Source organism: Nocardioides sp. F233, from assembly GCF_057813895.1.
Genome location: NZ_JBVASH010000005.1, coordinates 137,282 through 155,965, shown reverse-complemented (window position 1 = coordinate 155,965; position 18,684 = coordinate 137,282). Strand labels below are relative to the sequence as shown.

The 18,684-nt window shown below is 72.7% G+C and carries 23 protein-coding genes; 13 read left to right on the top strand and 10 right to left on the bottom strand.

Annotation, left to right across the window (positions count from 1 at the left end; genetic code table 11):
- Positions 1-56: 56 nt before the first annotated feature.
- Positions 57-1,328: a YibE/F family protein gene (locus ACZYRU_RS19775; protein WP_488958811.1), complete on the bottom strand. Its 1,272-nt coding sequence runs from the start codon at positions 1,326-1,328 to the stop codon at positions 57-59.
- Between the two features lie 59 nt (positions 1,329-1,387).
- Between ACZYRU_RS19775 and ACZYRU_RS19770 the strand changes: the two genes are divergently transcribed.
- On the top strand, positions 1,388-2,413 hold the full coding sequence (locus ACZYRU_RS19770; RefSeq protein WP_488958810.1) for a CobW family GTP-binding protein: 1,026 nt from the start codon (positions 1,388-1,390) through the stop codon (positions 2,411-2,413).
- On the opposite strand, the gene ACZYRU_RS19765 is transcribed toward ACZYRU_RS19770, so the two are convergent.
- The 5 genes from ACZYRU_RS19765 to rpmB form a co-directional block, all read right to left on the bottom strand.
- A complete protein-coding gene (locus ACZYRU_RS19765; RefSeq protein ID WP_488958809.1) occupies positions 2,403-2,915 on the bottom strand; it encodes an RNA polymerase sigma factor in 513 nt (170 codons plus the stop codon). The genes ACZYRU_RS19770 and ACZYRU_RS19765 overlap by 11 nt on opposite strands.
- Positions 2,912-3,505 (bottom strand): hypothetical protein, encoded by a 594-nt coding sequence (locus tag ACZYRU_RS19760; RefSeq protein ID WP_488958808.1) that lies wholly within the window; start codon positions 3,503-3,505, stop codon positions 2,912-2,914. Before ACZYRU_RS19760 ends, ACZYRU_RS19765 begins: the two co-directional genes overlap by 4 nt.
- A 71-nt stretch (positions 3,506-3,576) precedes the next feature.
- Complete coding sequence (rpsN, locus tag ACZYRU_RS19755; protein WP_488958807.1) at positions 3,577-3,882, bottom strand: 30S ribosomal protein S14; 306 nt, start codon at positions 3,880-3,882, stop codon at positions 3,577-3,579.
- Positions 3,882-4,052 carry a 50S ribosomal protein L33 gene (gene rpmG / locus ACZYRU_RS19750; protein ID WP_488958806.1) on the bottom strand — a complete coding sequence of 57 codons (171 nt, stop codon included), beginning with the start codon at positions 4,050-4,052 and terminating at the stop codon, positions 3,882-3,884. Before rpmG ends, rpsN begins: the two co-directional genes overlap by 1 nt.
- A gap of 1 nt (position 4,053) precedes the next feature.
- Positions 4,054-4,290, bottom strand: a complete 237-nt coding sequence (rpmB, locus tag ACZYRU_RS19745; protein WP_488958805.1) for a 50S ribosomal protein L28 — start codon at positions 4,288-4,290, stop codon at positions 4,054-4,056.
- Between the two features lie 58 nt (positions 4,291-4,348).
- Here rpmB and ACZYRU_RS19740 point away from each other — a divergent pair, with 58 nt between their 5' ends.
- From ACZYRU_RS19740 to ACZYRU_RS19715, 6 genes are all read left to right on the top strand, one after another.
- Positions 4,349-4,609 (top strand): type B 50S ribosomal protein L31, encoded by a 261-nt coding sequence (locus tag ACZYRU_RS19740; protein WP_488958804.1) that lies wholly within the window; start codon positions 4,349-4,351, stop codon positions 4,607-4,609.
- Entirely contained in the window at positions 4,606-5,670 is a 1,065-nt protein-coding gene (locus tag ACZYRU_RS19735) for a GTP-binding protein (RefSeq protein ID WP_488958803.1), read from the top strand. Before ACZYRU_RS19740 ends, ACZYRU_RS19735 begins: the two co-directional genes overlap by 4 nt.
- On the top strand, positions 5,670-5,858 hold the full coding sequence (gene rpmF, locus ACZYRU_RS19730; protein WP_488958802.1) for a 50S ribosomal protein L32: 189 nt from the start codon (positions 5,670-5,672) through the stop codon (positions 5,856-5,858). The genes ACZYRU_RS19735 and rpmF overlap by 1 nt, the downstream gene beginning before the upstream one ends.
- Positions 5,855-5,977, top strand: a complete 123-nt coding sequence (ykgO, locus tag ACZYRU_RS19725) for a type B 50S ribosomal protein L36 (protein ID WP_488958801.1) — start codon at positions 5,855-5,857, stop codon at positions 5,975-5,977. The genes rpmF and ykgO overlap by 4 nt, the downstream gene beginning before the upstream one ends.
- A 73-nt stretch (positions 5,978-6,050) precedes the next feature.
- Positions 6,051-6,461: a VanZ family protein gene (locus ACZYRU_RS19720; protein WP_488958800.1), complete on the top strand. Its 411-nt coding sequence runs from the start codon at positions 6,051-6,053 to the stop codon at positions 6,459-6,461.
- 19 nt (positions 6,462-6,480) lie between these two features.
- The gene (locus ACZYRU_RS19715; protein WP_488958799.1) at positions 6,481-8,019 is read left to right on the top strand and encodes an FAD-dependent oxidoreductase; all 1,539 of its coding nucleotides are present in this window, start codon (positions 6,481-6,483) and stop codon (positions 8,017-8,019) included.
- A 220-nt stretch (positions 8,020-8,239) separates the two neighbouring features.
- Here ACZYRU_RS19715 and ACZYRU_RS19710 read toward each other — a convergent pair whose 3' ends face one another.
- Positions 8,240-8,707, bottom strand: a complete 468-nt coding sequence (locus ACZYRU_RS19710) for a MarR family winged helix-turn-helix transcriptional regulator (protein ID WP_488958798.1) — start codon at positions 8,705-8,707, stop codon at positions 8,240-8,242.
- 59 nt (positions 8,708-8,766) lie between these two features.
- On the opposite strand from ACZYRU_RS19710, the gene ACZYRU_RS19705 reads away from it, so the two are divergent.
- The 5 genes from ACZYRU_RS19705 to ACZYRU_RS19685 all read left to right on the top strand — a co-directional run bounded on the left by ACZYRU_RS19705 (position 8,767) and on the right by ACZYRU_RS19685 (position 12,865).
- A complete protein-coding gene (locus tag ACZYRU_RS19705; protein ID WP_038676425.1) occupies positions 8,767-9,264 on the top strand; it encodes a VOC family protein in 498 nt (165 codons plus the stop codon).
- A gap of 111 nt (positions 9,265-9,375) precedes the next feature.
- Positions 9,376-10,815, top strand: coding sequence for a glyceraldehyde-3-phosphate dehydrogenase (locus tag ACZYRU_RS19700; RefSeq protein WP_488958797.1), 1,440 nt, complete (start codon positions 9,376-9,378; stop codon positions 10,813-10,815).
- Between the two features lie 108 nt (positions 10,816-10,923).
- Positions 10,924-11,595 carry a hypothetical protein gene (locus tag ACZYRU_RS19695; protein WP_488958796.1) on the top strand — a complete coding sequence of 224 codons (672 nt, stop codon included), beginning with the start codon at positions 10,924-10,926 and terminating at the stop codon, positions 11,593-11,595.
- 344 nt (positions 11,596-11,939) lie between these two features.
- Positions 11,940-12,503: a C40 family peptidase gene (locus tag ACZYRU_RS19690; protein ID WP_488958795.1), complete on the top strand. Its 564-nt coding sequence runs from the start codon at positions 11,940-11,942 to the stop codon at positions 12,501-12,503.
- Positions 12,504-12,568: 65 nt separating this feature from the next.
- Entirely contained in the window at positions 12,569-12,865 is a 297-nt protein-coding gene (locus tag ACZYRU_RS19685; RefSeq protein WP_488958794.1) for a DUF4031 domain-containing protein, read from the top strand.
- Between the two features lie 15 nt (positions 12,866-12,880).
- Here ACZYRU_RS19685 and ACZYRU_RS19680 read toward each other — a convergent pair whose 3' ends face one another.
- Positions 12,881-13,696, bottom strand: a complete 816-nt coding sequence (locus ACZYRU_RS19680) for a crotonase/enoyl-CoA hydratase family protein (RefSeq protein ID WP_488958793.1) — start codon at positions 13,694-13,696, stop codon at positions 12,881-12,883.
- A complete protein-coding gene (locus ACZYRU_RS19675; protein ID WP_488958792.1) occupies positions 13,693-14,748 on the bottom strand; it encodes an LLM class F420-dependent oxidoreductase in 1,056 nt (351 codons plus the stop codon). Before ACZYRU_RS19675 ends, ACZYRU_RS19680 begins: the two co-directional genes overlap by 4 nt.
- A gap of 82 nt (positions 14,749-14,830) precedes the next feature.
- On the opposite strand from ACZYRU_RS19675, the gene ACZYRU_RS19670 reads away from it, so the two are divergent.
- On the top strand, positions 14,831-17,698 hold the full coding sequence (locus tag ACZYRU_RS19670; RefSeq protein WP_488958791.1) for an FAD-binding and (Fe-S)-binding domain-containing protein: 2,868 nt from the start codon (positions 14,831-14,833) through the stop codon (positions 17,696-17,698).
- A gap of 123 nt (positions 17,699-17,821) precedes the next feature.
- Here ACZYRU_RS19670 and ACZYRU_RS19665 read toward each other — a convergent pair whose 3' ends face one another.
- Positions 17,822-18,613: a hypothetical protein gene (locus ACZYRU_RS19665; protein ID WP_488958790.1), complete on the bottom strand. Its 792-nt coding sequence runs from the start codon at positions 18,611-18,613 to the stop codon at positions 17,822-17,824.
- Positions 18,614-18,684 lie beyond the last annotated feature (71 nt).

The following is an 18,684-nucleotide window of genomic DNA, read 5'->3' as shown; positions in this document are numbered from 1 at the left end:
GGTGAAACTGGCGCTTACTGCCCGTTGCAACGGGCAGTAAGCGCAGGAATCACCTCTTAAGCGGCGATCCCTGCGCGGTCCGCGGCCGGGCGCCCCGTGGGCGCGGCGATCAGCGCCGCGACCGCGGTGGTGACCGGTACGGCGAGGACCAGGCCGATCGAGGTGACCAGGGTGCGCACGACCTCCTCGGCGAGCTGCTCGGTCGAGATCAGCTCGAGCAGCGGGCGGTCGTAGACGCGCAGCAGCATCAGCAGGATGAGCGCGGTGCCGACGTACGCGAACACGATCGTGTAGATCGTCGAGGCGATGTGGTCGCGGCCGATCCGCATGGCGCTGGTGAAGACCTCGGTCCGCGACGCGTCGGGGGTGGCGGCGCGCAGCTCCCAGACCGCGGAGGCCTGGGTGATCGTGACGTCGTTGAGGACACCGAGGCCGGCGATGACGAGCGCGCAGCCCAACAGGGCCTGGAAGTCGAGGGCCCCGAAGGTGGCGAGGATGGCGCCGCCCTCGTCGCTGATGCCGGTCAGCCGGGCGTCGCCGATCGCGAGCACGCCGATGCCGGCGGTGAGCACGATGCCGAGCAGGGTCCCGGCGAGGGCGGTGCTGGTGCGCAGCGACAACCCGTGGGTCGTGTAGAGGACGACGAACATGATCGCCGAGGCACTGGTCAGCGCGACCCCGACTCCGGGGGCGCCGTCGAGCAGCGCCGGCAGCATCCACCACCACACGACCGCGCCGCCGAACGCGAGCCCGACCAGGCCGAGCAGGCCACGCAACCGGGCGACGGCGAGCACCACCACCACGAAGAGCACGCTCAACCAGATGAGGGTGCCGTAGCGCTCGGTGGCGAAGTAGGAGTACGACGCATCCTGCTCCCCGCCGGGCGTCGGCGTGCGGAGCAGCTCCACGTGGTCGCCCTTGCCGAGGCCGGAGTCGATCACCTCCGGCGGTACGTCGACCCGGACCGTGTCGCCGGCCCCCTTCTCCCCCTGCGCGACCTTCACGGTCAGGGAGCTGCAGCCGGAGCCGTCGGGCAGTCCGCTGCCGGCGCACCGCGGCGCCACCTCCACCACCTCGGCGGACGGGAAGGTGACGCCGGGCGCGGCGAACTGGGCGGCCGGGCCGCCGGCCTTCGCGCTGCGCGCGGCGGCGTCGCCGGGCGGCCACCAGACCACGAGGCCGACCAGGGTGCCGACCAGGGCGACGGCGAGGACGGCGAGCAGCGCGGTGCGCGCCGTCGTACCGATCCGGACGGGGGCGAGGTCGCCGTTGTGACCGTGGCCGTGACCGTGGCCGTGTGTGGGCTTCTGGCGGCGGTGGCTGCTCACCCGATCACCCTGCCACGGCCCGCCCGGATATGAGAATCGTTGTCAACTAGACTCGGGACGTGACCTCCGCCGTACCCGTGACCGCCCTCACCGGGCACCTCGGGGCCGGGAAGACGACCCTGCTCAACCGGCTGCTGCGCCAGCCCGGCGCGCGGATCGGCGTGATCGTCAACGACTTCGGTGCGATCAACGTCGACGCCGGACTGGTGACCGGGCAGGTCGACGAGCCGGTCTCGATCGCGGGCGGGTGCCTGTGCTGCCTCGAGGATGTCGCCGGACTGGACGCCGCGCTCGAGAAGCTGACCCACCCGCGGCTGGCGCTCGACGCAGTGGTCGTCGAGGCGAGCGGGCTGGCCGAGCCGGGCGCGCTGGCGCAGATGATCCGGCACAGCGGGGCGCCACGGGTGCGGCCGGGCGGGGTGGTCGACGTGGTCGACGCCGTCGAGTACTTCCGCACCGTCGACGACGGCGGGATGCCGCCCGCGCGGTTCTCCGTCGCGACCCTGGTCGTGATCAACAAGGTCGACCTGCTGCCGCCCGCCGAGCAGGAGCAGACCCTCGCGGCCATCGAGGCGCGGGTGCGCGAGGTGAACCCGGCCGCGCACGTCGTCCGCACCTCTCGCGGGCGGATCGACCCGGCCCTGGTCCACGACGTGGCGATGGCCGACGACCCGCCCGACCAGCTGCCGCTCGCCTCGCTGCTGCGCGCCGAGCGCGCGGCCGCGGACGGGCACGACCACGGGCCGCACGCCGCGTCGGCCTCGGCCCGGGTCGCCGGCACCGTCGCGCCCGGCGCGGTCGCCGACCTGCTCCTCGACCCGCCCGGGGCGGCGTACCGGATCAAGGGCACGGTCGCGGTCGAGACCGCCCGCGGACCGAAGGGGTACGTCGTGCACGTGGTCGGCGGCCAGGTCCACGTCGACGCGCTGCGCCCGGCCCCGGAGCACAGCGAGCTGGTCGCGATCGGGATCGGTCTCGACGCCGACGCCGCTCAGGCCCGGCTGGAGGCCGCGCTCACGCCGGCCGCCGCGCCGGACCGGGACGGGCTGGTCCGGCTGGACCGGCTACGCCGCCTCAGCCGCTGACCGGGGCGGCGACCTCGCCGAGCGCCTCCTTGAGGACCCGGCGCGCGGCGGCGTACCGCCCGCGGGCGGTCGACGGGTTCAGGCCGAGCAGCTCGGCGGCCTCGACCAGGGTGAACCCGTCCCAGTGCACCAGCATCACCAGCTCGCGGTAGGCGTCGTCGAGCCGCAGCACCGCATCGCGGACGGCGCTCACCTCGGCCAGGTCCGGCACCGGGGCGACCACGGCGACCTGGGCGCGCAGGCGGTCCGCGAGGGCTGCCTTGCGGCGCCGCGAGCGGCGATGGTTGGCCAGCACGTGCGCGGCGATCGTGAACAGCCACATCCGCTGCCGCTCCGGGTCCGCCGGCAGCGCGTCCGCCCGCCGCCAGGCCTGGAGCAGGGTCTCGCCGAGCAGGTCCGCGGCATCCTCGCGCACCGCGACCCGGCGCTCGAGATAGGCGAGCAGGTCGTCGGACGACGCCCGCAGCGCGGCCCGCAGGGAGATGCGGTCAGAGCTGGTCACAGGTCGCACCCGGTGGTGCTGACAATGACGTCGACGACCCGCAGGTCCAGGCCGCGGGCCGCGAGGTCGGCACGCATCCGCTCGACCACGGTCCGGGTGACCGCGGTGACCTCGAGGTCGTCGCCCTCGAGTCGCGGCGCGCGCTCGGCAAGGTCGGGCTGCTCGGCCCGGACCCGGTCCTCGACCGCCCGCCAGTCGGCGATCGCCCGCTGGCGGTCGACCGTCGCGTAGTCGAAGTCCGCGAGGAAGGCCCGGGCAGCCGCCACCGCCTCCCGCTCCTCGGCCGCGGAGACGACGGGGCCACCCGGCTCGCCGTCACCTGGAGTCCGGGGGCCGGCCGCGACCTGGACCTGGCACTGCTGGCCGGACGCCGTGGTCCAGGGCACCCACGGCGGGAGGATCCCCGCCGCGGACGCCACCGCGCCCAGGCCGAGCACCGAGCCCGCCGTGACGGCACCGACCGCCGCGAGCCGGACCGGCCGGCGGCGCGGCTCGCTGGCGGCGACCAGCGCGGCCACCTCTCGTCGCAGCGTGGTGGTTCGGGGGGCGATGGGCGGCGCGGCGGCGGTCAGCAGCTCGTCGAGGTCCATGGGCGGTCACCTTCCGGTTCGCGGGAATGCTCTCACCCCGTACGTGTCCGGTCCGGCCCCCGGCGTCCGCGTCACCAGGAGGACTTCGTGATCCCCGGCAGCTCGCCACGGTGAGCGAGCTCGCGGAACCTGATCCGCGACAGCCCGGCCTTGCGCAGGTAGCCCCGCGGCCGGCCGTCGACCTGGTCGCGGTTGCGCAGCCGGACCGGCGAGGCGTCCCGGGGCAACCGGGCCAGGTCCCGCACAGCCGCGGCCAGCTCCGGCGAGCCGGGCGCGGCACGACGGATCCGCTCCTTGAGGGCGGCCCGCCGATCGGCGTACCTCGCCACGACGGCGCGGCGCCGCGCGTCGGCCGCGATCCTGGCCTGCGACGCCATCAGCGCTCCTCTCGGAACTCGACGTGGCGGCGCAGCACGGGGTCGTACTTGCGCAGCCGGACCCGGTCCGGGTCGTTGCGGCGGTTCTTGCGGGTGACGTAGGTGTAGCCGGTGCCGCCGGTCGAGCGCAGCTTCACGATCGGCCGGACGTCCGATGCCCTCTTCGCCATGTCAGTACCTCTCTCCTCGGGCGCGGAGGTCGGCCACGACGGCCTCAATCCCCCGCTGGTCGATGGTCTTGATGCCGCGGGCGGAGACCCGCAGCGTGACGTGCCGCCCCAGGGACGGCACCCAGTAGCGCTTGCGCTGGATGTTGACGACGAAGCGCCGTCGGGTCCGTCGGTGCGAGTGCGACACGTGGTTGCCGAATCCGGGCCTCGCGCCGGTCACCTGGCACACCTGTGACATCGCTTCCCTCCTGTCGTATGATTGAGAACGATTCTCATTCTAACTCAAGGAGCAAGCGATGAAACAGGGCATCCACCCGGCCTACGGTCCCGTCGTCTTCCGCGACCGCGCGACCGGCGACCTGGTGCTCACGCGGTCGACGCTCGTCGACGCGACCGCCGAGCGGACCGTCGAGGTCGACGGGACGTCGTACCCGGTCGTCGACGTCGACGTGAGCGTGCACAGCCACCCGTTCTGGACAGGTCAGGGCCGGGTGCTCGACACGGAGGGACGGGTCGAGGCCTTCGAGCGGCGCTACGGCCGGAGCACCGCGCGATGAGGACGCCCGTCGTCCTGCTCGGCGGGGTCGACCCGGACGCGATGGCAGCGACCATGGTCGGGCTCCAGTTCGACCTGCCGAGCGCGGTCGCGTGCCGCCACACGATCGACGTCGAGCGCGGGGTGCTGACCCGGACGGTGAGCGACCTGAGCGGGATCGTCGAGACGCACGAGACCCTGCTCGAGCACGCCTGCGTCACCTGCGCGATCCGCGAGGACATCCTGCCGACCCTGGAGCGCCTCGCGCGCGACGGACGCTGGCAGAGCATCGTGGCCCACCTGCCGGTCGGCGCCGAGGCGGCCCACCTGTGCGCCGCACTGACCTGGGACACACGGCTCGCCAGGTTCTTGCGAGTGTCGGCCGTCGTCGCCGCCGTCGGCGCTCGGCAGCCGGTGCGCGACCTGCTCGGCGACGACCTGCTCGCCGACCGCGGCCACCACAGCGCCCACGACGACCGACGCGGGGTCGGGGAGGTGCTGTCGGCCATGGTCGAGCACGCCGACGTCGTGGCCTTCGACGACGACGCCGACCCGGTTGCACGGGGCCTGGTGCTCGCACTCGCCCGCCCCGACGCCGTCGTGGTCGAGGGCGTTCACGGCCTCGGTGGCGACGTCCTCACCGGGCGCCTCCACCAGCACGACCGGACCGACACCTGGACCAGCCCGGTCCGCACCGACGCCCTGCTCGAGGTCCGGGCCGAGGGCGTCTGGCGAGTCGACCTCCAGTCACTCCAGCCATTCCACCCCGACCGCCTGCTGGAGTCACTGGAGCTCCTCGGCGGCGGAGCGCACCGCTCCCGCGGTTGCTTCTGGCTGCCGACCCGGCCCGGGCGGGCGCTGGAATGGGATGGCGCGGGTGGCCAGCTCAGCATCGGCGACCACGCCGACTGGGGGCGTCGTACGCCGTTCACCCGGATCGTGCTCACCGGCGTCGGCGTGGCGCCCGCGCATCTGCGCGGGGCCTTCGCGGACCTGCTGGTCGGCGAGCGCGAGCGCGGATCGTGGTCGGTCAGCGAGGACGGCTTCGAGCCCTGGCTGGGCCCGATCCGGGAGGTGGCGTGATGGCGGTGCCCAAGCGGCGTACGTCGCGCAGCAACACCCGGCACCGCCGGGCGCAGTGGAGGGCGACGGCGCCGGACCTGGTGCCGGTGACCATCAACGGCCGCACCCACCGGGTGCCGCCGCGGCTGATCGGCGCCGTCATGGACGGGCTGGTCGACCCGGAGACGGGAAGGAGGACGAAGCGATGAAGGTGCGCAACTCGATCCGGTCGCTGAAGCTGCAGCCGGGCGCGCAGGTGGTCCGCCGACGCGGCCGGATCTACGTGATCAACAAGCAGAACCCGCGGATGAAGGGCCGCCAGGGCTGAACGGTCCTCAGGTACCGGCCGGCGGCACCCGCGACCGATCTGCGGGCCGTCCGGCCGACCTAGCGTCGAGAGCATGATCCGCCGTCCCGTCGCCGCCGTCCTGCTCGCCTGCTACTCCGTCGTCATCGCCAGGCTCACCCTGGCCGACCCGTCGGCCGGCCGGTGGGCCTTCGATCTGGCCGGATCGGCGGCCTGGCGGGCCAGCGACGGGCGGCTGGACTGGAGCGAGACAGAGGTGCTGGCGAACATCGCCCTGTTCGTGCCCGCCGGCGTCCTGCTCGCGATCCTGCTCGGCCGGCCGCTGCTCGCGGCGGCACTGACGGTCCTCGCCTCGGCGTGCATCGAGCTGGCCCAGCAGCAGTTCCTGCCGACCCGGGTGCCGTCGCTGGCCGACGTGTGGCACAACGGGCTGGGCGGCCTGGCCGGCGCGGTGCTCGCCTGGCCGCTGAGCGCCCGTCCCCGCCTCGCCCCACGAGTGAATTAGAACACGTTATCGTTTCGCCATGAGTGGCTTGGTCGGGGCGGACGCCCTGCAGCAGGAGTACGACGTCGTGGTGGTCGGGTCGGGCGGCGGCGCCCTGACCGGGGCAGCCCTCGCGGCCGCGGCCGGGCTCAGCACCCTGGTGCTCGAACGGACGCCCCTGGTGGGCGGTACGTCGGCGTACTCCGGCGGTGCGTGCTGGCTGCCCGGCACCGACGTGCAGCAGCGCGCCGGCCTGCCGGACTCGACCGAGGGCGCCCGCGCGTACCTCGCCGCCGTGCTCGACGACCCCGACCTGGACCGGGTCGAGGCGTTGCTCGCGCAGGCACCGCGCCTGGTCGCGCAGCTCGAGACGGACCCGCTCATGGACTTCGAGTGGATCCCGTTCTCGGAGTACTACGACGCGCCCGGCCGCGTCCCGATGGGCCGCTCGATCCAGCCGAAGAACATCCGCCGCGACGAGCTCGACCCCGCGGTCACCGCCATCGTCCGGCCGCCGGTCGAGCGCGACCGCGTCGGACAGCCGGGCCGGTCCACCCTGTCCGGCGGCCAGTCGCTGATCGCCCGGCTCGCCGCGATGACCGTGCGCGACGGCGGCACGATCGCCACCGGGCACCAGGTCACCGGCTTCGGCCGGGACGCCGACGGGCGCGCCACCACAGTCCGGTACGACGGCCCGGGCGGCCCCGACGAGGTCCGCGCCCGGCGCGGGATCCTGGTCGCGGCCGGCGGCTTCGAGGGCAGCCCGGAGCGTCGTACCGCTCACGGGACACCCGGCGACGCGGCCTGGACGATGGCCCCGCGCGGCACCAACACCGGCGAGGTGATCGACGCGGCGGCGGCGATCGGCGCCGCCACCGACTGGTCGGGCGAGGGCTGGTTCTGCCCCGGCCTGCAGCAGCCCGACGGCAGCGGCGCGTTCACGCTCGGCTTCCGCGGCGGCGTGATGGTCGACGCGGCCGCGCAGCGCTACGGCAACGAGTGCCTGCCCTACGACCGGTTCGGCCGGGTGATGGCCGGGGACGCGAGCCGGACGCCGTCGTGGTTCGTCTTCGACTCCCGTGAGGACGGCCGGCTGCCGGCGATCGCGATGCCCGAGGGCGACCGCGCCGAGCACCTCGCGGCCGGCACCTGGGTCGAGGCCGACAGCCTCGAGGACCTGGCCGCTGCCGTCGGACTCGACGCCGACGCCCTCGTCGCGACCGTCGAGCGCTACAACGGGTTCGCGGCGGCCGGGAAGGACGAGGACTTCGGCCGCGGCGAGGACGAGTACGACACCTTCTTCGCCGGGGGCGGTGGCCCGTCGGCCGCCCTCGTCCCCGTCGACAAGGCGCCGTTCACCGCCGCGCGGTTCGTGCTCTCCGACCTCGGCACCAAGGGCGGCCTGGTCACCGACGCGCGCGGGCGGGTGCTCGACACCGACGGCGCGCCGATCCCGGGCCTGTACGCCGCCAGCAACTCGACCGCGTCGGTCTTCGGGTCGGCGTACCCGGGACCGGGCGCGCCGCTCGGCGCGGCGATGACCTTCGCGTCCCTCGCCGTGGAGGACATGCAGGCCTGAGGCCCTTGTAACTACGTGTTACGTCGCGAATAGCGGTGCAACAGCGCCCGGGCAGTAGCCACAACGCCCGGGTGGATCGTCATGGCGGCCCCAGTCGAGGCGACCTGGCCCGCGAAGCCGCTCGGCCCCATCCACCTCGGCGTTGTTGCCACTACCTCGGCGCTGTTGCACTCAAAATGGTGCTGTAACCCTTAGTTGCAAGCAGCGGCGCGCGGGAAGGTCAGTCGTCGGCGAGCCGGTCGAGGACCGTGGTGGCGAAGCGGCCCAGGCTGCGCACCTGGTCGCCGTTGAGGCCGTCGAAGAACAGCTCGCGCACCAGCGCGACATGGCCGGGGGCGGCGGCGTCGATGGCGGCCTGGCCGGCCTCGGTCAGGTCGACGAAGGCGCCGCGCCGGTCGTCGGCGCAGTGGCGGCGCGCGACCAGGCCGCGCGTCTCCATCCGGGAGACCTGCTTGGAGACCCGGCTCTTCTCCCACTGGAGGCGCTCGCCGAGCTCGTACATCCGCAGCGAGCGCTCGGGCACGTCGTCGTCGGTGAGGGCCACCAGGATCTCGTAGTCGGAGATCGACAGACCACTGGCTGCCTGGAGCTCGCGGTTGAGGCGCGCGAACAGCCGGTTGTTGAGGTCGAGCCAGGCGCGCCAAGCCTGGGTCTCCTCGGCGTCGAGCCATCGCGTCGTCGTACTCATCGGTGTCATTCTAGCGGGGAATGTTGACATATCCACGACCTCAGAGGAGAGTAGTTGACATGGCAACCATTGACCTCGACGCGATCACCAGGGACCGCGAGCGGATCAAGAAGGAGTACCTCGCCCCCGAGGGCGAGCGCCCCGAGAGCAGCGCCCGCGGCATCCACCACGCCGCCCTGCTGTCCTCGGACGTCCGGCGCACGATCGACTTCTACCAGGGGCTGCTGGAGTTCCCGCTGACGGAGATCTTCGAGAACCGCGACTACGCCGGCTCGGACCACTTCTTCTTCGACGTGGGCGCGGGCAACCTGCTGGCCTTCTTCACCCTCCCGGGCCTCGATCTCGGGCCATACGCCGAGGTGCTCGGCGGGCACCACCACCTCGCCATCTCGGTGACCCGCGAGAAGTGGGACTACCTGCGCGCCAAGCTCGACGACGCGGGCGTGGCGTACCACCTGGAGTCGAAGGTCTCGCTCTACTTCCCCGGCCCCGACGGCGAACGCCTCGAGCTGCTGGCCGACCCGCTCGGAGAGATGTACGGCACCAAGGTGTTGTGACCGCGGCCTGTGACCGACTGCACGCGTCCCACCGAGCGGCCCGATTAGCCGTGGCCCCCGGGCGGGGGCCTACCATCAAGCGGCTTTGTCGACCTGCTAAGAGGGGAAGCGTTGAGCACCACCGAAGAGAAGTTCACTCGCTGGAAGCACCACGAGGAGCTCGCCGAGGCGATGATCCCGGTCGTTGGCAAGCTGCACCGCGAGAAGGACGTCACGATCCTGCTCCACAGCCGCTCGCTGGTGAACAAGTCGGTCATCGACATCCTCAAGACGCACCGCTACGCGCGCCAGATCGACGGTGTCGAGCTGTCCGTCAAGGACACCTTCCCGTTCCTCGAGGCGATCTCCGCGCTCGACCTGGGCGCCGCGAAGGTCGACCTCGCGCTGCTGATCCGGGCCTACCGCGCCGCCGGCGACGGGCAGTCGATCCCCGACTTCACCGCCGCCGCGCTCGCCGAGGCCACCGGTGACAACAAGCTCCCCTCTCCCTCCGCCCAGGACGTCGTCCTCTACGGATTCGGCCGCATCGGCCGCCTCGTGGCGCGCCTGCTCGTCGAGAAGTCCGGCTCCGGCAACGGCCTGCGCCTGCGCGCCGTCGTCGTCCGCAAGGCCAAGGGCGACGACCTCAAGAAGCGCGCGTCGCTGCTGCGCCGCGACTCGATCCACGGCGCCTTCAACGGGTCGATCACGGTCGACGAGGAGAAGAACCAGATCATCGCCAACGGCAACGTGATCCAGGTGATCTACTCGAACTCGCCCGACGAGATCGACTACACCGAGTACGGCATCAACGACGCCATCCTGATCGACAACACCGGCATCTGGCGTGACCGCGAGGGCCTGTCGACGCACCTGCGTCCCGGCATCGCGAAGGTGCTGCTGACCGCGCCGGGCAAGGGCGACGTCCCCAACATCGTGCACGGCGTCAACCACCTCGAGGTCGACCTCGACGAGAAGGTGCTCTCCTGCGCCTCCTGCACGACCAACGCGATCGTCCCGCCGCTCAAGGCGATGGAGGACGAGTTCGGCATCATCCGCGGCCACGTGGAGACGGTGCACTCGTTCACCAACGACCAGAACCTGCTGGACAACTACCACAAGGCCGATCGCCGCGGTCGCTCCGCACCGCTCAACCTGGTCATCACCGAGACGGGTGCCGCCTCGGCCGTCGCCAAGGTCCTGCCGGACCTCCAGGCCCGGATCACCGGCAACTCGATCCGCGTCCCCACGCCGGACGTCTCGATCGCGATCCTGAGCCTGCAGCTCAAGCGCGAGACCACGCGGGACGAGGTCAACGACCACCTGCGCAAGGCCTCCCTGGTCGGCCCGCTGGCCCGCAACCTCGACTACACGACCGCCTCTGACGCCGTGTCCACCGACTTCATCGGCGCCCGCGCGGCCTCGATCGTCGACGGCGGCGCCTCGATCGTCGACGGCGACTCGGCGATCCTCTACGTCTGGTACGACAACGAGTTCGGCTACTCCTGCCAGGTGCTGCGCACGGTGCAGTACATCTGCGGCGTGGAGTACACGACGCTGCCGCGCGTCTGACGTTCGCCGGTCTCCACCGGTCGCCGTGTGCGCCGGTCCCGGTCCCTTGAAAGGGGCTCGGGACCGGCGCACACTGCAATTGAGGGGGGTTCTCTCGGAGGAGGAGCCATGAACGACAGCCCGCACACCGGAGCCGACGTCCTCGCCGACACCGTCACCCAGACCCACGCCGTGCTGCACGCCCGGATGCGCAGCGCGGAGGCCTCCCGGCCCACCCGCGACCGGCCTCGAGCCGCGCTCAGCGCGGCGGACCCGTTCCTCGCGAGCACCAGCCGCCACGTCGCGGCCGTGAACGCCGTGCTCGCTCCTGCGGCACGCCGCCACCTCGGCCAGGGGCAGCAGCGCGCCCACGACCTCGCCCTGCAGAGCAGGCGGCTGGAGGTCGCGCTGGGCCAGCTCAAGGCCAAGCTCTACGGCTCCACGTTCGTCGTACGACGGCCCTGGGCCGGCATCTGGGAGGAGGTCGAGCGTGAGCTGGGCGCCTTTCGCACCCTCGAGCTGCAGCTGGTCGACGAGCTGGTCGCCGCGATCGACGCCGACCAGCGCAGCGATCTCGCGGAGCATCTCTACCGCACCGAGAAGCGGGTGCCGACGCGGCCGCACCCCTACCTGCCCCACCGCGGTCTGAGCGGCCGGCTGGCCCGTCGGGTCGCGCTGCAGGTGGACCGGTTCTGGGACACCGCCGAGGGCCGGATGGTGCCCGAGCCGGTGCGTCCGCACCGCGGCCGCGAGGGCCGGATCGCGCAGTACCTGCTCGCCGATCCGCACTTCCCGGGCTGATCGACACGGTGGTCGGCGCGCCCGATCACCGTCCGCGTTACATCGTTACGGGTGAGCATCGCCACGCTCCAAACGTGACCGTGGCCACTGCGCTAACTATTGCAAGCAAGGTGCACTGGAGGACGAGACCTTCCTGACCTGGGAAGGCCGCCCGCGTCGCGCCGAGGCCCGCGCTCGACGGTGGGGAGACATCGACCACGATGAAAGTAAGCGCGGGCACGGGAGACCCGAGCAGTACGCCGGAGTGATCCGGCTCGGGGCGAAGGGACGAGACCGTCCCTGGGCACCAGCAGCCCAAGCCCGACAGGTCATCTCTCGCAGGCGCCGCTGCGGAGTTCCATCTGATGTCCACCATCGCGTCGCGCGCTGCTGCGCGCCTGCTCGTCGTACCCGTCCTCGTGTCCGCCGGCCTGTTCTCGCCGGCCCCGGCCGCCCACGCCGACGACGACACCGGCGTCTCGCTGCTCCCCGCGGCCGAGATCGCCAAGGTCGAGGCCCTCGAGCACCCCCACCACGCCTCCCCTGAGGACAAGGCGAAGGACAAGGCCAAGGAGAAGGCCGAGAAGCGCGTCGACCGGGTCATGGACACGGTCCGCTCCCGCGCCGGCAAGCCCTACGTGTACGGCGCCGCCGGCCCGAACGCCTTCGACTGCTCGGGCCTCGTGCAGTGGGTCTACCGCCACGTCGGCAAGAACCTGCCGCGCACGTCGAGCGCCCAGGCCGGCGCCACCATGCGGGTGCGCAACCCGCAGGTCGGCGACCTGGTGTTCTTCACCAGCGGCGGCCACGTCTACCACGTCGGCATCTACGCCGGGAACCACACGCTGTGGCACGCCTCGCGGCCCGGCACCCCGGTGCGCCGGGACCAGATCTGGACCGGCTCGGTCTTCTACGGCCGGGTGCGCTGACCCACGCCCGCCGGCGCTCCGTATGAGGGAGCGCCGGCGGAGTGCGTCATGGGAGCCTTGGCCGCATGACCGTGTACGTCGACGACATGCAGCTGGAGGCCGTCGTCGGACCGGTCGACGGCGTGTGGTCCCACCTGCTCTCCGACCTGCCCGGTGAGGCCGGCCACCGCGAGCTGCTGGACTTCGCCGACCGGCTCGGCATCGAGGCGCGCTGGATCCAGAACCCGGGGACCGCGAAGGAGCACTTCGACGTCACCGAGCCGACCCGCCAGCGGGCGCTGGCGCTGGGCGCCGTACCGATCACCTACGGGCGGGCGGTCGCCGCGATCACGCGGGCGAAGCGGGACGCCGCCCGCGGCTGAGGGACGAAGCCGCGGTCAGCGGCCGGTGTACTCGGGCGGGCGGCGCTCGAGGAAGGCCAGCATCGCCTCGTCGAGGTCGTCGCTGAGCAGGAACGCGGAGTTCCACACGGCGGTGTAGCGCAGGCCGGCCTCGACGCGCGGGCCGCGCTCGGTGTCGAGGACGTCCTTGATGCCGCGCAGGACCAGCGGGGAGTTGGCGGCCATCCGCGCGGCCAGGTCGGCGGCCGCCGTACGCGTCTCGTCGGGGGTGGCGTGGACGTGGTTGACCAGGCCGATCTGCGCGGCGCGGGCGGCGTCGACGTCGTCTCCGGTCAGGGCGAGCTCGCGCAGGTGGCCGTCGCCGATCACGCCGACCAGGCGCTGCAGGCTGCCGAGGTCGGCGACGATGCCGACCTTGGCCTCGCGGACGCTGAACACCGCGTCGGCCGAGGCGACCCGGACGTCGCAGGCGACGGCGAGGTCGACGCCGCCGCCGATGCACCAGCCGGTGACGGCGGCGACGGTCGGCTTGCGGAGGTTGGCGACGGTGTCGAGGGCCGCCTGCCAGCGGCGGATCAACGCCATCAGCTCCTGCCGGGCACCGGCGTGGGTCGCCTGCCGGAGGGGCGCGAAGGTGCCGGCTGCCGCCGCGAGGTCGAGGCCGTAGGAGAAGTGGTCGCCCGCACCGGACAGGACGACGGCACGGACCGCGTCGTCGGCGTCGAGCTCGGTGAAGGTCGCGGCCAGCTCGGCGAAGAACGCCTCGTCCATGACCGCCTTGCCGCCCGGGCCGGCGAGGCCGACCGTGGCGACGGAGCCGTCGCGGGTGACGGTGAACCGGCGCTCGGTCACGGGGTGACCTCCTTGACGATCTCGGAGAGGCGGCGCACCTGGGCGACCTTCTCCTCGGCGGTCGCGGCGAGCGGGTTCAGCAGGAAGGTGCGCACACCGGCGGCGTGGAACTCGGCGACCTGCCGGCGGATCGAGTCCTCGTCGCCGAGCAGGGTGACGGCGTCCACCAGCTCCTGCGGTACGGCGGCCGCGGCGTCCGCCTTCGCGCCGGAGAGGTAGAGGTCCTGGATCTCCTTCGCCTCGGCCTCGTAGCCGTAGCGGCACGCCAGCTGGTTGTAGAAGTTCTTGTCGCGCGCACCCATCCCGCCGACGTACAGCGCCAGCTGGTTGCGGATCGCCTGCACCACCTCCGGCGACGGCTCGCCGAGGTGGAAGGCGATCTGGAGCTGGATGTCGAGCTCCCCGAGCGCGGGATCGCGCTTCGCGAACCCCTCCGCGAGCGGCTCACCCCACGCGAGGTCGCGCTTGCCGGGGTGGAAGAACAGCGGCTGCCAGCCGTTGGCGAGCTCGGCGACGAGCGCGACGTTCTTGGGGCCGAGGGCGGCGACCGAGATCGGGATCTCGCTGCGGACCGGGTGGTTGATGATCTTGAGCGGCTTCCCGAGGCCCGAGCCGCCGTCGTCCTTCGTGAGCGGGACCGTGTAGTGCTTGCCGCGGTACTCGACGGGCTCGCGCTTCCAGACCTGCCGGCAGATCTCGATCACCTCGCGGGTGCGACCCAGCGGGGCGTCGTACTTCACGCCGTGGAAGCCCTCGATGACCTGCGGGCCGCTCGCGCCGAGCCCGAGGGTGAACCGGCCCTCGGACACGAAGTCCAGTCCCGCGGCGGTCATCGCGGTCAGCGACGGGGTGCGCGTGTAGATCTGGAAGATCGCCGACATCAGCTCGAGTCGCTCGGTCTTCGCGGCGATGTAGCCGAGCTGGCTGACCGCGTCGAAGGAGTACGCCTCCGGCATCGCGACCAGGTCGAGGCCGTTGCGCTCGTACTCCTGGAGCAGCTCCACGGTCTCGGCGAATCCGCCGGAGTAGTCGATGATCATGCCGAGCCGCATGGTGCCCCCTGGGTTGTGGTGCCGGTGGTCGTGACCTGGGACGGGAGCCTAGCCCGCGGCCCGACCCACTAGATTTCGGTTCGTGTCCGGCATCGCTCAGCAGCTCCAGCGCCACGGAGCGGGCGACGTCAGTGACGACGCCGCGGTCCTCGGCGCGTACTCCTCCGACGCCTCGCTCTACCGCGTCCCGCCCGTCGCCGTCGCGTTCCCGCGCTCGGCCGACGAGGTCGCCGCGGTGCTGGCGGCGGCCCGTGCGGAGGGGTTGACGGTCACGGCCCGCGGAGCGGGTACGTCGGTCGCGGGCAACGCGATCGGGCCCGGCGTGGTCGTCGACTTCAGCCGGCACCTCAACCAGGTCGTCTCGGTCGACGGCGACGCGGAGACCGCGGTGGTCCAGCCGGGCGTGGTCCAGGCGGTGCTGCAGAAGGCGGCGGCGCCGTACGGACTGAAGTTCGGGCCGGACCCGTCGACCAGCACCCGCTGCACCATCGGCGGGATGATCGGCAACGACGCGTGCGGGGCGCGGTCGCTGGCGTACGGCCGGACGTCGCACAACGTGCGCGCGGTGCGGGCACTGCTCGCGGACGGGTCGGTGCTGACGACGGGGTACGACGCCGCCGGCGACCCGGTGGCGACGGCGGACGGGAGCGACGTGCTCGACCGGCTGCGGTCGGTCGTCGCGGGCGACCTCGCGACGGTGCGGACCGAGTTCGGCACCTTCGGGCGGCACGTGTCCGGCATCGCGCTCGACCACCTCGCGCCCGAGCGCGGCTTCGACCTGACCCGCACCCTGGTCGGCTCCGAGGGCACGCTGGCCGTGCTCACCGAGGCGACGGTCCGGCTGGTCCGGGCGCCGAAGGCCGCGACCATGGTGGTGCTGGGCTTCCCCGACTTCCCGACGGCGGGCTTCGCGACGCCCGACGTGCTCGCCTTCGAGCCGTCCGCCTGCGAGGGCCTGGACCGGCGCATCGTCGACGTGATCCGCGAGCGGCGTGGTCCCGACTCGGTGCCGCCACTGCCGGCCGGTGACGCGTGGATGTTCGTCGAGCTGTCGGGCACCGATCCCGACGACGTACGACGGCGCGCGGACCTCCTCGCTGCCGCCGGCCTCGGCGTCTCGGCGCTCGTGGTCGACGACCCGAGGACGGCGGACCGGCTCTGGAAGATCCGCGCCGACGGCGCCGGTCTCGCCGGGCGCGCACCGTCGGGCAAGCCCGCGTGGGCGGGCTGGGAGGACGCGGCCGTGCCGCCGGAGCGGCTCGGCACCTACCTGACCTCGTTCGAGGAGCTGCTCGCCCAGCACGAGCTGACCGCGATGCCGTTCGGGCACTTCGGCGAGGGCTGCCTGCACGTGCGGATGGACTTCCCGTTCGACCGGCCCGACGGGGCCGACCGGTTCCACGCCTTCCTCGAGGACGCCGCCGACCTGGTGACCTCGCTCGGCGGCTCGCTGTCCGGCGAGCACGGCGACGGGCGGGCGCGCAGCGACCTGCTCCCCCGGATGTACTCCCCCGCCGCCCTGTCGCTGATGGCGGCCGTGAAGGACGTCTTCGATCCCACCCGGATGCTCAACCCGGGCATCCTCGTCGAGCCCGCCTCCAGCGCGGCCGACCTGCGCTACTCGGCTTCGGCCAGCCTGACCAAGGGCCTGGCGCTCGCATACTCCTCCGACGGCGGCGACTTCGGCCAGGCCGTGCACCGCTGCACCGGCGTGGGCAAGTGCCGCGCCGACAACAGCGGCTCGGGCGGCGTGATGTGCCCGTCGTACCAGGCGACGCGGGAGGAGATCCACTCCACCCGCGGCCGCGCGCGGCTGCTGCAGGAGATCGTCAACGGGTCCAGCACGACGACCTGGAACTCGCCCGAGGTGCACGAGGCGCTCGACCTGTGCCTGTCGTGCAAGGGCTGCGCGTCCGACTGCCCGACCGGCACCGACATGGCGTCGTACAAGGCCGAGGTGCTGCACCAGACCTACAAGCGCAAGCTGCGGCCGCGCTCGCACTACTCGGTCGGCTGGCTGCCGCGGTGGGCCAAGGTCGGCTCCGCGATGCCACGGTTCGCGAACAGGTCGATGGACCTCGCGCCGCTGCGCAAGGTCGCCCTGAAGGCGGCGGGCGTCGACACGCGGCGGCGGATGCCGGCGTTCGCACGACGGACCTTCCGCCGTGCTTTCGGGGGTTCTGTCGGGACGGGTACGCCGGTCGTGCTCTTCGTCGACTCGTTCAACAACCACTTCGCGCCGCGCGTCGCCGAGGCTGCCGTCGCGGTGCTGCGCGATGCCGGCTACGACCCGCGGATCACCCGCCAGCAGGAGTGCTGCGGCCTGCCGTGGATCAGCACCGGCCAGCTCGACGCCGCCGCCCGCCGGCTCGGCGGGATGGTCGATGCGCTGAAGGACGACGCGTTGGCCGGCGTACCGATCGTCGGGCTGGAGCCGTCGTGCACCGCCGTCCTGCGTCACGAGCTGCGCGAGCTGGTCCCGGGGCCGGACGCGGCCGCCGTGGCTTCGGCGACCACCACCCTGGCGGAGCTGCTGTCGCGTACGCCGCGCTGGACGCCGCCGTCGCTCGCCGGCGTGCGCATCGTCGCGCAGCCGCACTGCCACCACCACGCGGTGATGGGCTGGTCGACCGACCAGGCACTGCTGGAGCGCGCAGGGGCGAGTGTCGAGGCGGTGCCCGGGTGCTGCGGCATGGCCGGCAACTTCGGCGTCGAGCAGGGGCACTACGAGGTGTCGGTCGCGGTCGCGGAGGCGAACCTGCTGCCGGCGGTGCGGTCGTCCGCCGGTGACGCGGGGCGCGTCGTGCTGGCCGACGGGTTCTCGTGCCGCACACAGCTCGACGAGCTGGCTCCCGACGCGGAGCCGGTCCATCTCGCCGAGCTGCTGGCGCGTTCGCTCAGCCCTGATCCGCCGGTGGGTGGCGTAGCGAGCGTCACCCCAGTGGTGTGATCGCAAGGCGTGGGCGCGACGACGTGCTTGTCCGCCCTTCCAGCGTCCGCAACGCAGCGAGCGCGCCGCTGGGGTGGCGCGCAGTAGCCAGCCACCGGCGGATCAGGGCTTTGCTGATCCTGCTCACCAGTCCTGCCACGGGACGATCGTGCGCAGCGGCGTGCTGAGCAGGACCTCCTCGGAGGCGACGGCCTCCTCGCTGAGCTGGGACTGCAGCGCTGCCGTGGTCTTGTCGATCGCCTCGGTGGTCGACAGCGGGTCCTGGTCGAGGTAGACGAGCCGGATCCGCAGCGACCCGGGGGCGTCCGGCGTCTCGGTGGCGAGCGGCAGCGACGGGTGCGCCTGGTGGCGGGCGAAGGAGAAGGTCCACGCGCCGGCGACGCCGTCGAGGTCGAGCAGCGCGGGGATCAGGCTGCGGTCCTGCCAGGCGAAGTGCTCGTGGGTGGCGCCACTGTGGTGCTCGGCGTGCCGCGACAGGGTGAGGTGGAGGCCGCGGTTGGGGCGGTACGGGATCACCTCGGGCGACACGAGCGCGGACGGGGCGGCGTACCCCTTGACCGGCCGGAAGAACGACAGCAGCTTGCGCCGCACGCCCGGGATGAGCGGCCCGCGGCCCCACTGGAACGAGTCCTCGCCGAGGTCGGACCACTCCTGGAGGGCGCGCTCGACCGGGTCGTTGAACCAGTACATGGCGATGTAGTCGGTCGGTGCGTGCTCGTCGGACGCGACGCCGCCGCGGTAGTCGACGGGCCGGGCCCACCGGTCCCCCCACGCGACGCCGGGAAGGGCGAGGTTCTCCGGGCGGTGGTCGAGCTGGTGCCACTCGTTGTAGGCGCGGTGCTCCTCGGCTACGGCTCCCTCGAGGGTGACGAAGGAGAAGAAGACGAGGGGGCTGTCGTTGAGTGGACTGGTCACGGGCGGGCTCCTGCGCAGTGGGGGTAGGGTCTCGGAAACCAAGCAAGCACTTGGTTTACCAGACAGACACG

What these genes read in the sequence shown, in the direction of transcription:
- ACZYRU_RS19760 (WP_488958808.1), bottom strand. Translation starts at nt 3,505, where the DNA reads ATGGACCTCGACGAGCTGCTGACCGCCGCCGCGCCGCCCATCGCCCCC.
- rpsN (WP_488958807.1), bottom strand. Translation starts at nt 3,882, where the DNA reads ATGGCGTCGCAGGCCAGGATCGCGGCCGACGCGCGGCGCCGCGCCGTC.
- rpmG (WP_488958806.1), bottom strand. Translation starts at nt 4,052, where the DNA reads ATGGCGAAGAGGGCATCGGACGTCCGGCCGATCGTGAAGCTGCGCTCG.
- rpmB (WP_488958805.1), bottom strand. Translation starts at nt 4,290, where the DNA reads ATGTCACAGGTGTGCCAGGTGACCGGCGCGAGGCCCGGATTCGGCAAC.
- ACZYRU_RS19740 (WP_488958804.1), top strand. Translation starts at nt 4,349, where the DNA reads ATGAAACAGGGCATCCACCCGGCCTACGGTCCCGTCGTCTTCCGCGAC.
- ACZYRU_RS19735 (WP_488958803.1), top strand. Translation starts at nt 4,606, where the DNA reads ATGAGGACGCCCGTCGTCCTGCTCGGCGGGGTCGACCCGGACGCGATG.
- rpmF (WP_488958802.1), top strand. Translation starts at nt 5,670, where the DNA reads ATGGCGGTGCCCAAGCGGCGTACGTCGCGCAGCAACACCCGGCACCGC.
- ykgO (WP_488958801.1), top strand. Translation starts at nt 5,855, where the DNA reads ATGAAGGTGCGCAACTCGATCCGGTCGCTGAAGCTGCAGCCGGGCGCG.
- ACZYRU_RS19720 (WP_488958800.1), top strand. Translation starts at nt 6,051, where the DNA reads ATGATCCGCCGTCCCGTCGCCGCCGTCCTGCTCGCCTGCTACTCCGTC.
- ACZYRU_RS19715 (WP_488958799.1), top strand. Translation starts at nt 6,481, where the DNA reads ATGAGTGGCTTGGTCGGGGCGGACGCCCTGCAGCAGGAGTACGACGTC.
- ACZYRU_RS19710 (WP_488958798.1), bottom strand. Translation starts at nt 8,707, where the DNA reads ATGAGTACGACGACGCGATGGCTCGACGCCGAGGAGACCCAGGCTTGG.
- ACZYRU_RS19705 (WP_038676425.1), top strand. Translation starts at nt 8,767, where the DNA reads ATGGCAACCATTGACCTCGACGCGATCACCAGGGACCGCGAGCGGATC.
- ACZYRU_RS19695 (WP_488958796.1), top strand. Translation starts at nt 10,924, where the DNA reads ATGAACGACAGCCCGCACACCGGAGCCGACGTCCTCGCCGACACCGTC.
- ACZYRU_RS19690 (WP_488958795.1), top strand. Translation starts at nt 11,940, where the DNA reads ATGTCCACCATCGCGTCGCGCGCTGCTGCGCGCCTGCTCGTCGTACCC.
- ACZYRU_RS19685 (WP_488958794.1), top strand. Translation starts at nt 12,569, where the DNA reads ATGACCGTGTACGTCGACGACATGCAGCTGGAGGCCGTCGTCGGACCG.
- ACZYRU_RS19675 (WP_488958792.1), bottom strand. Translation starts at nt 14,748, where the DNA reads ATGCGGCTCGGCATGATCATCGACTACTCCGGCGGATTCGCCGAGACC.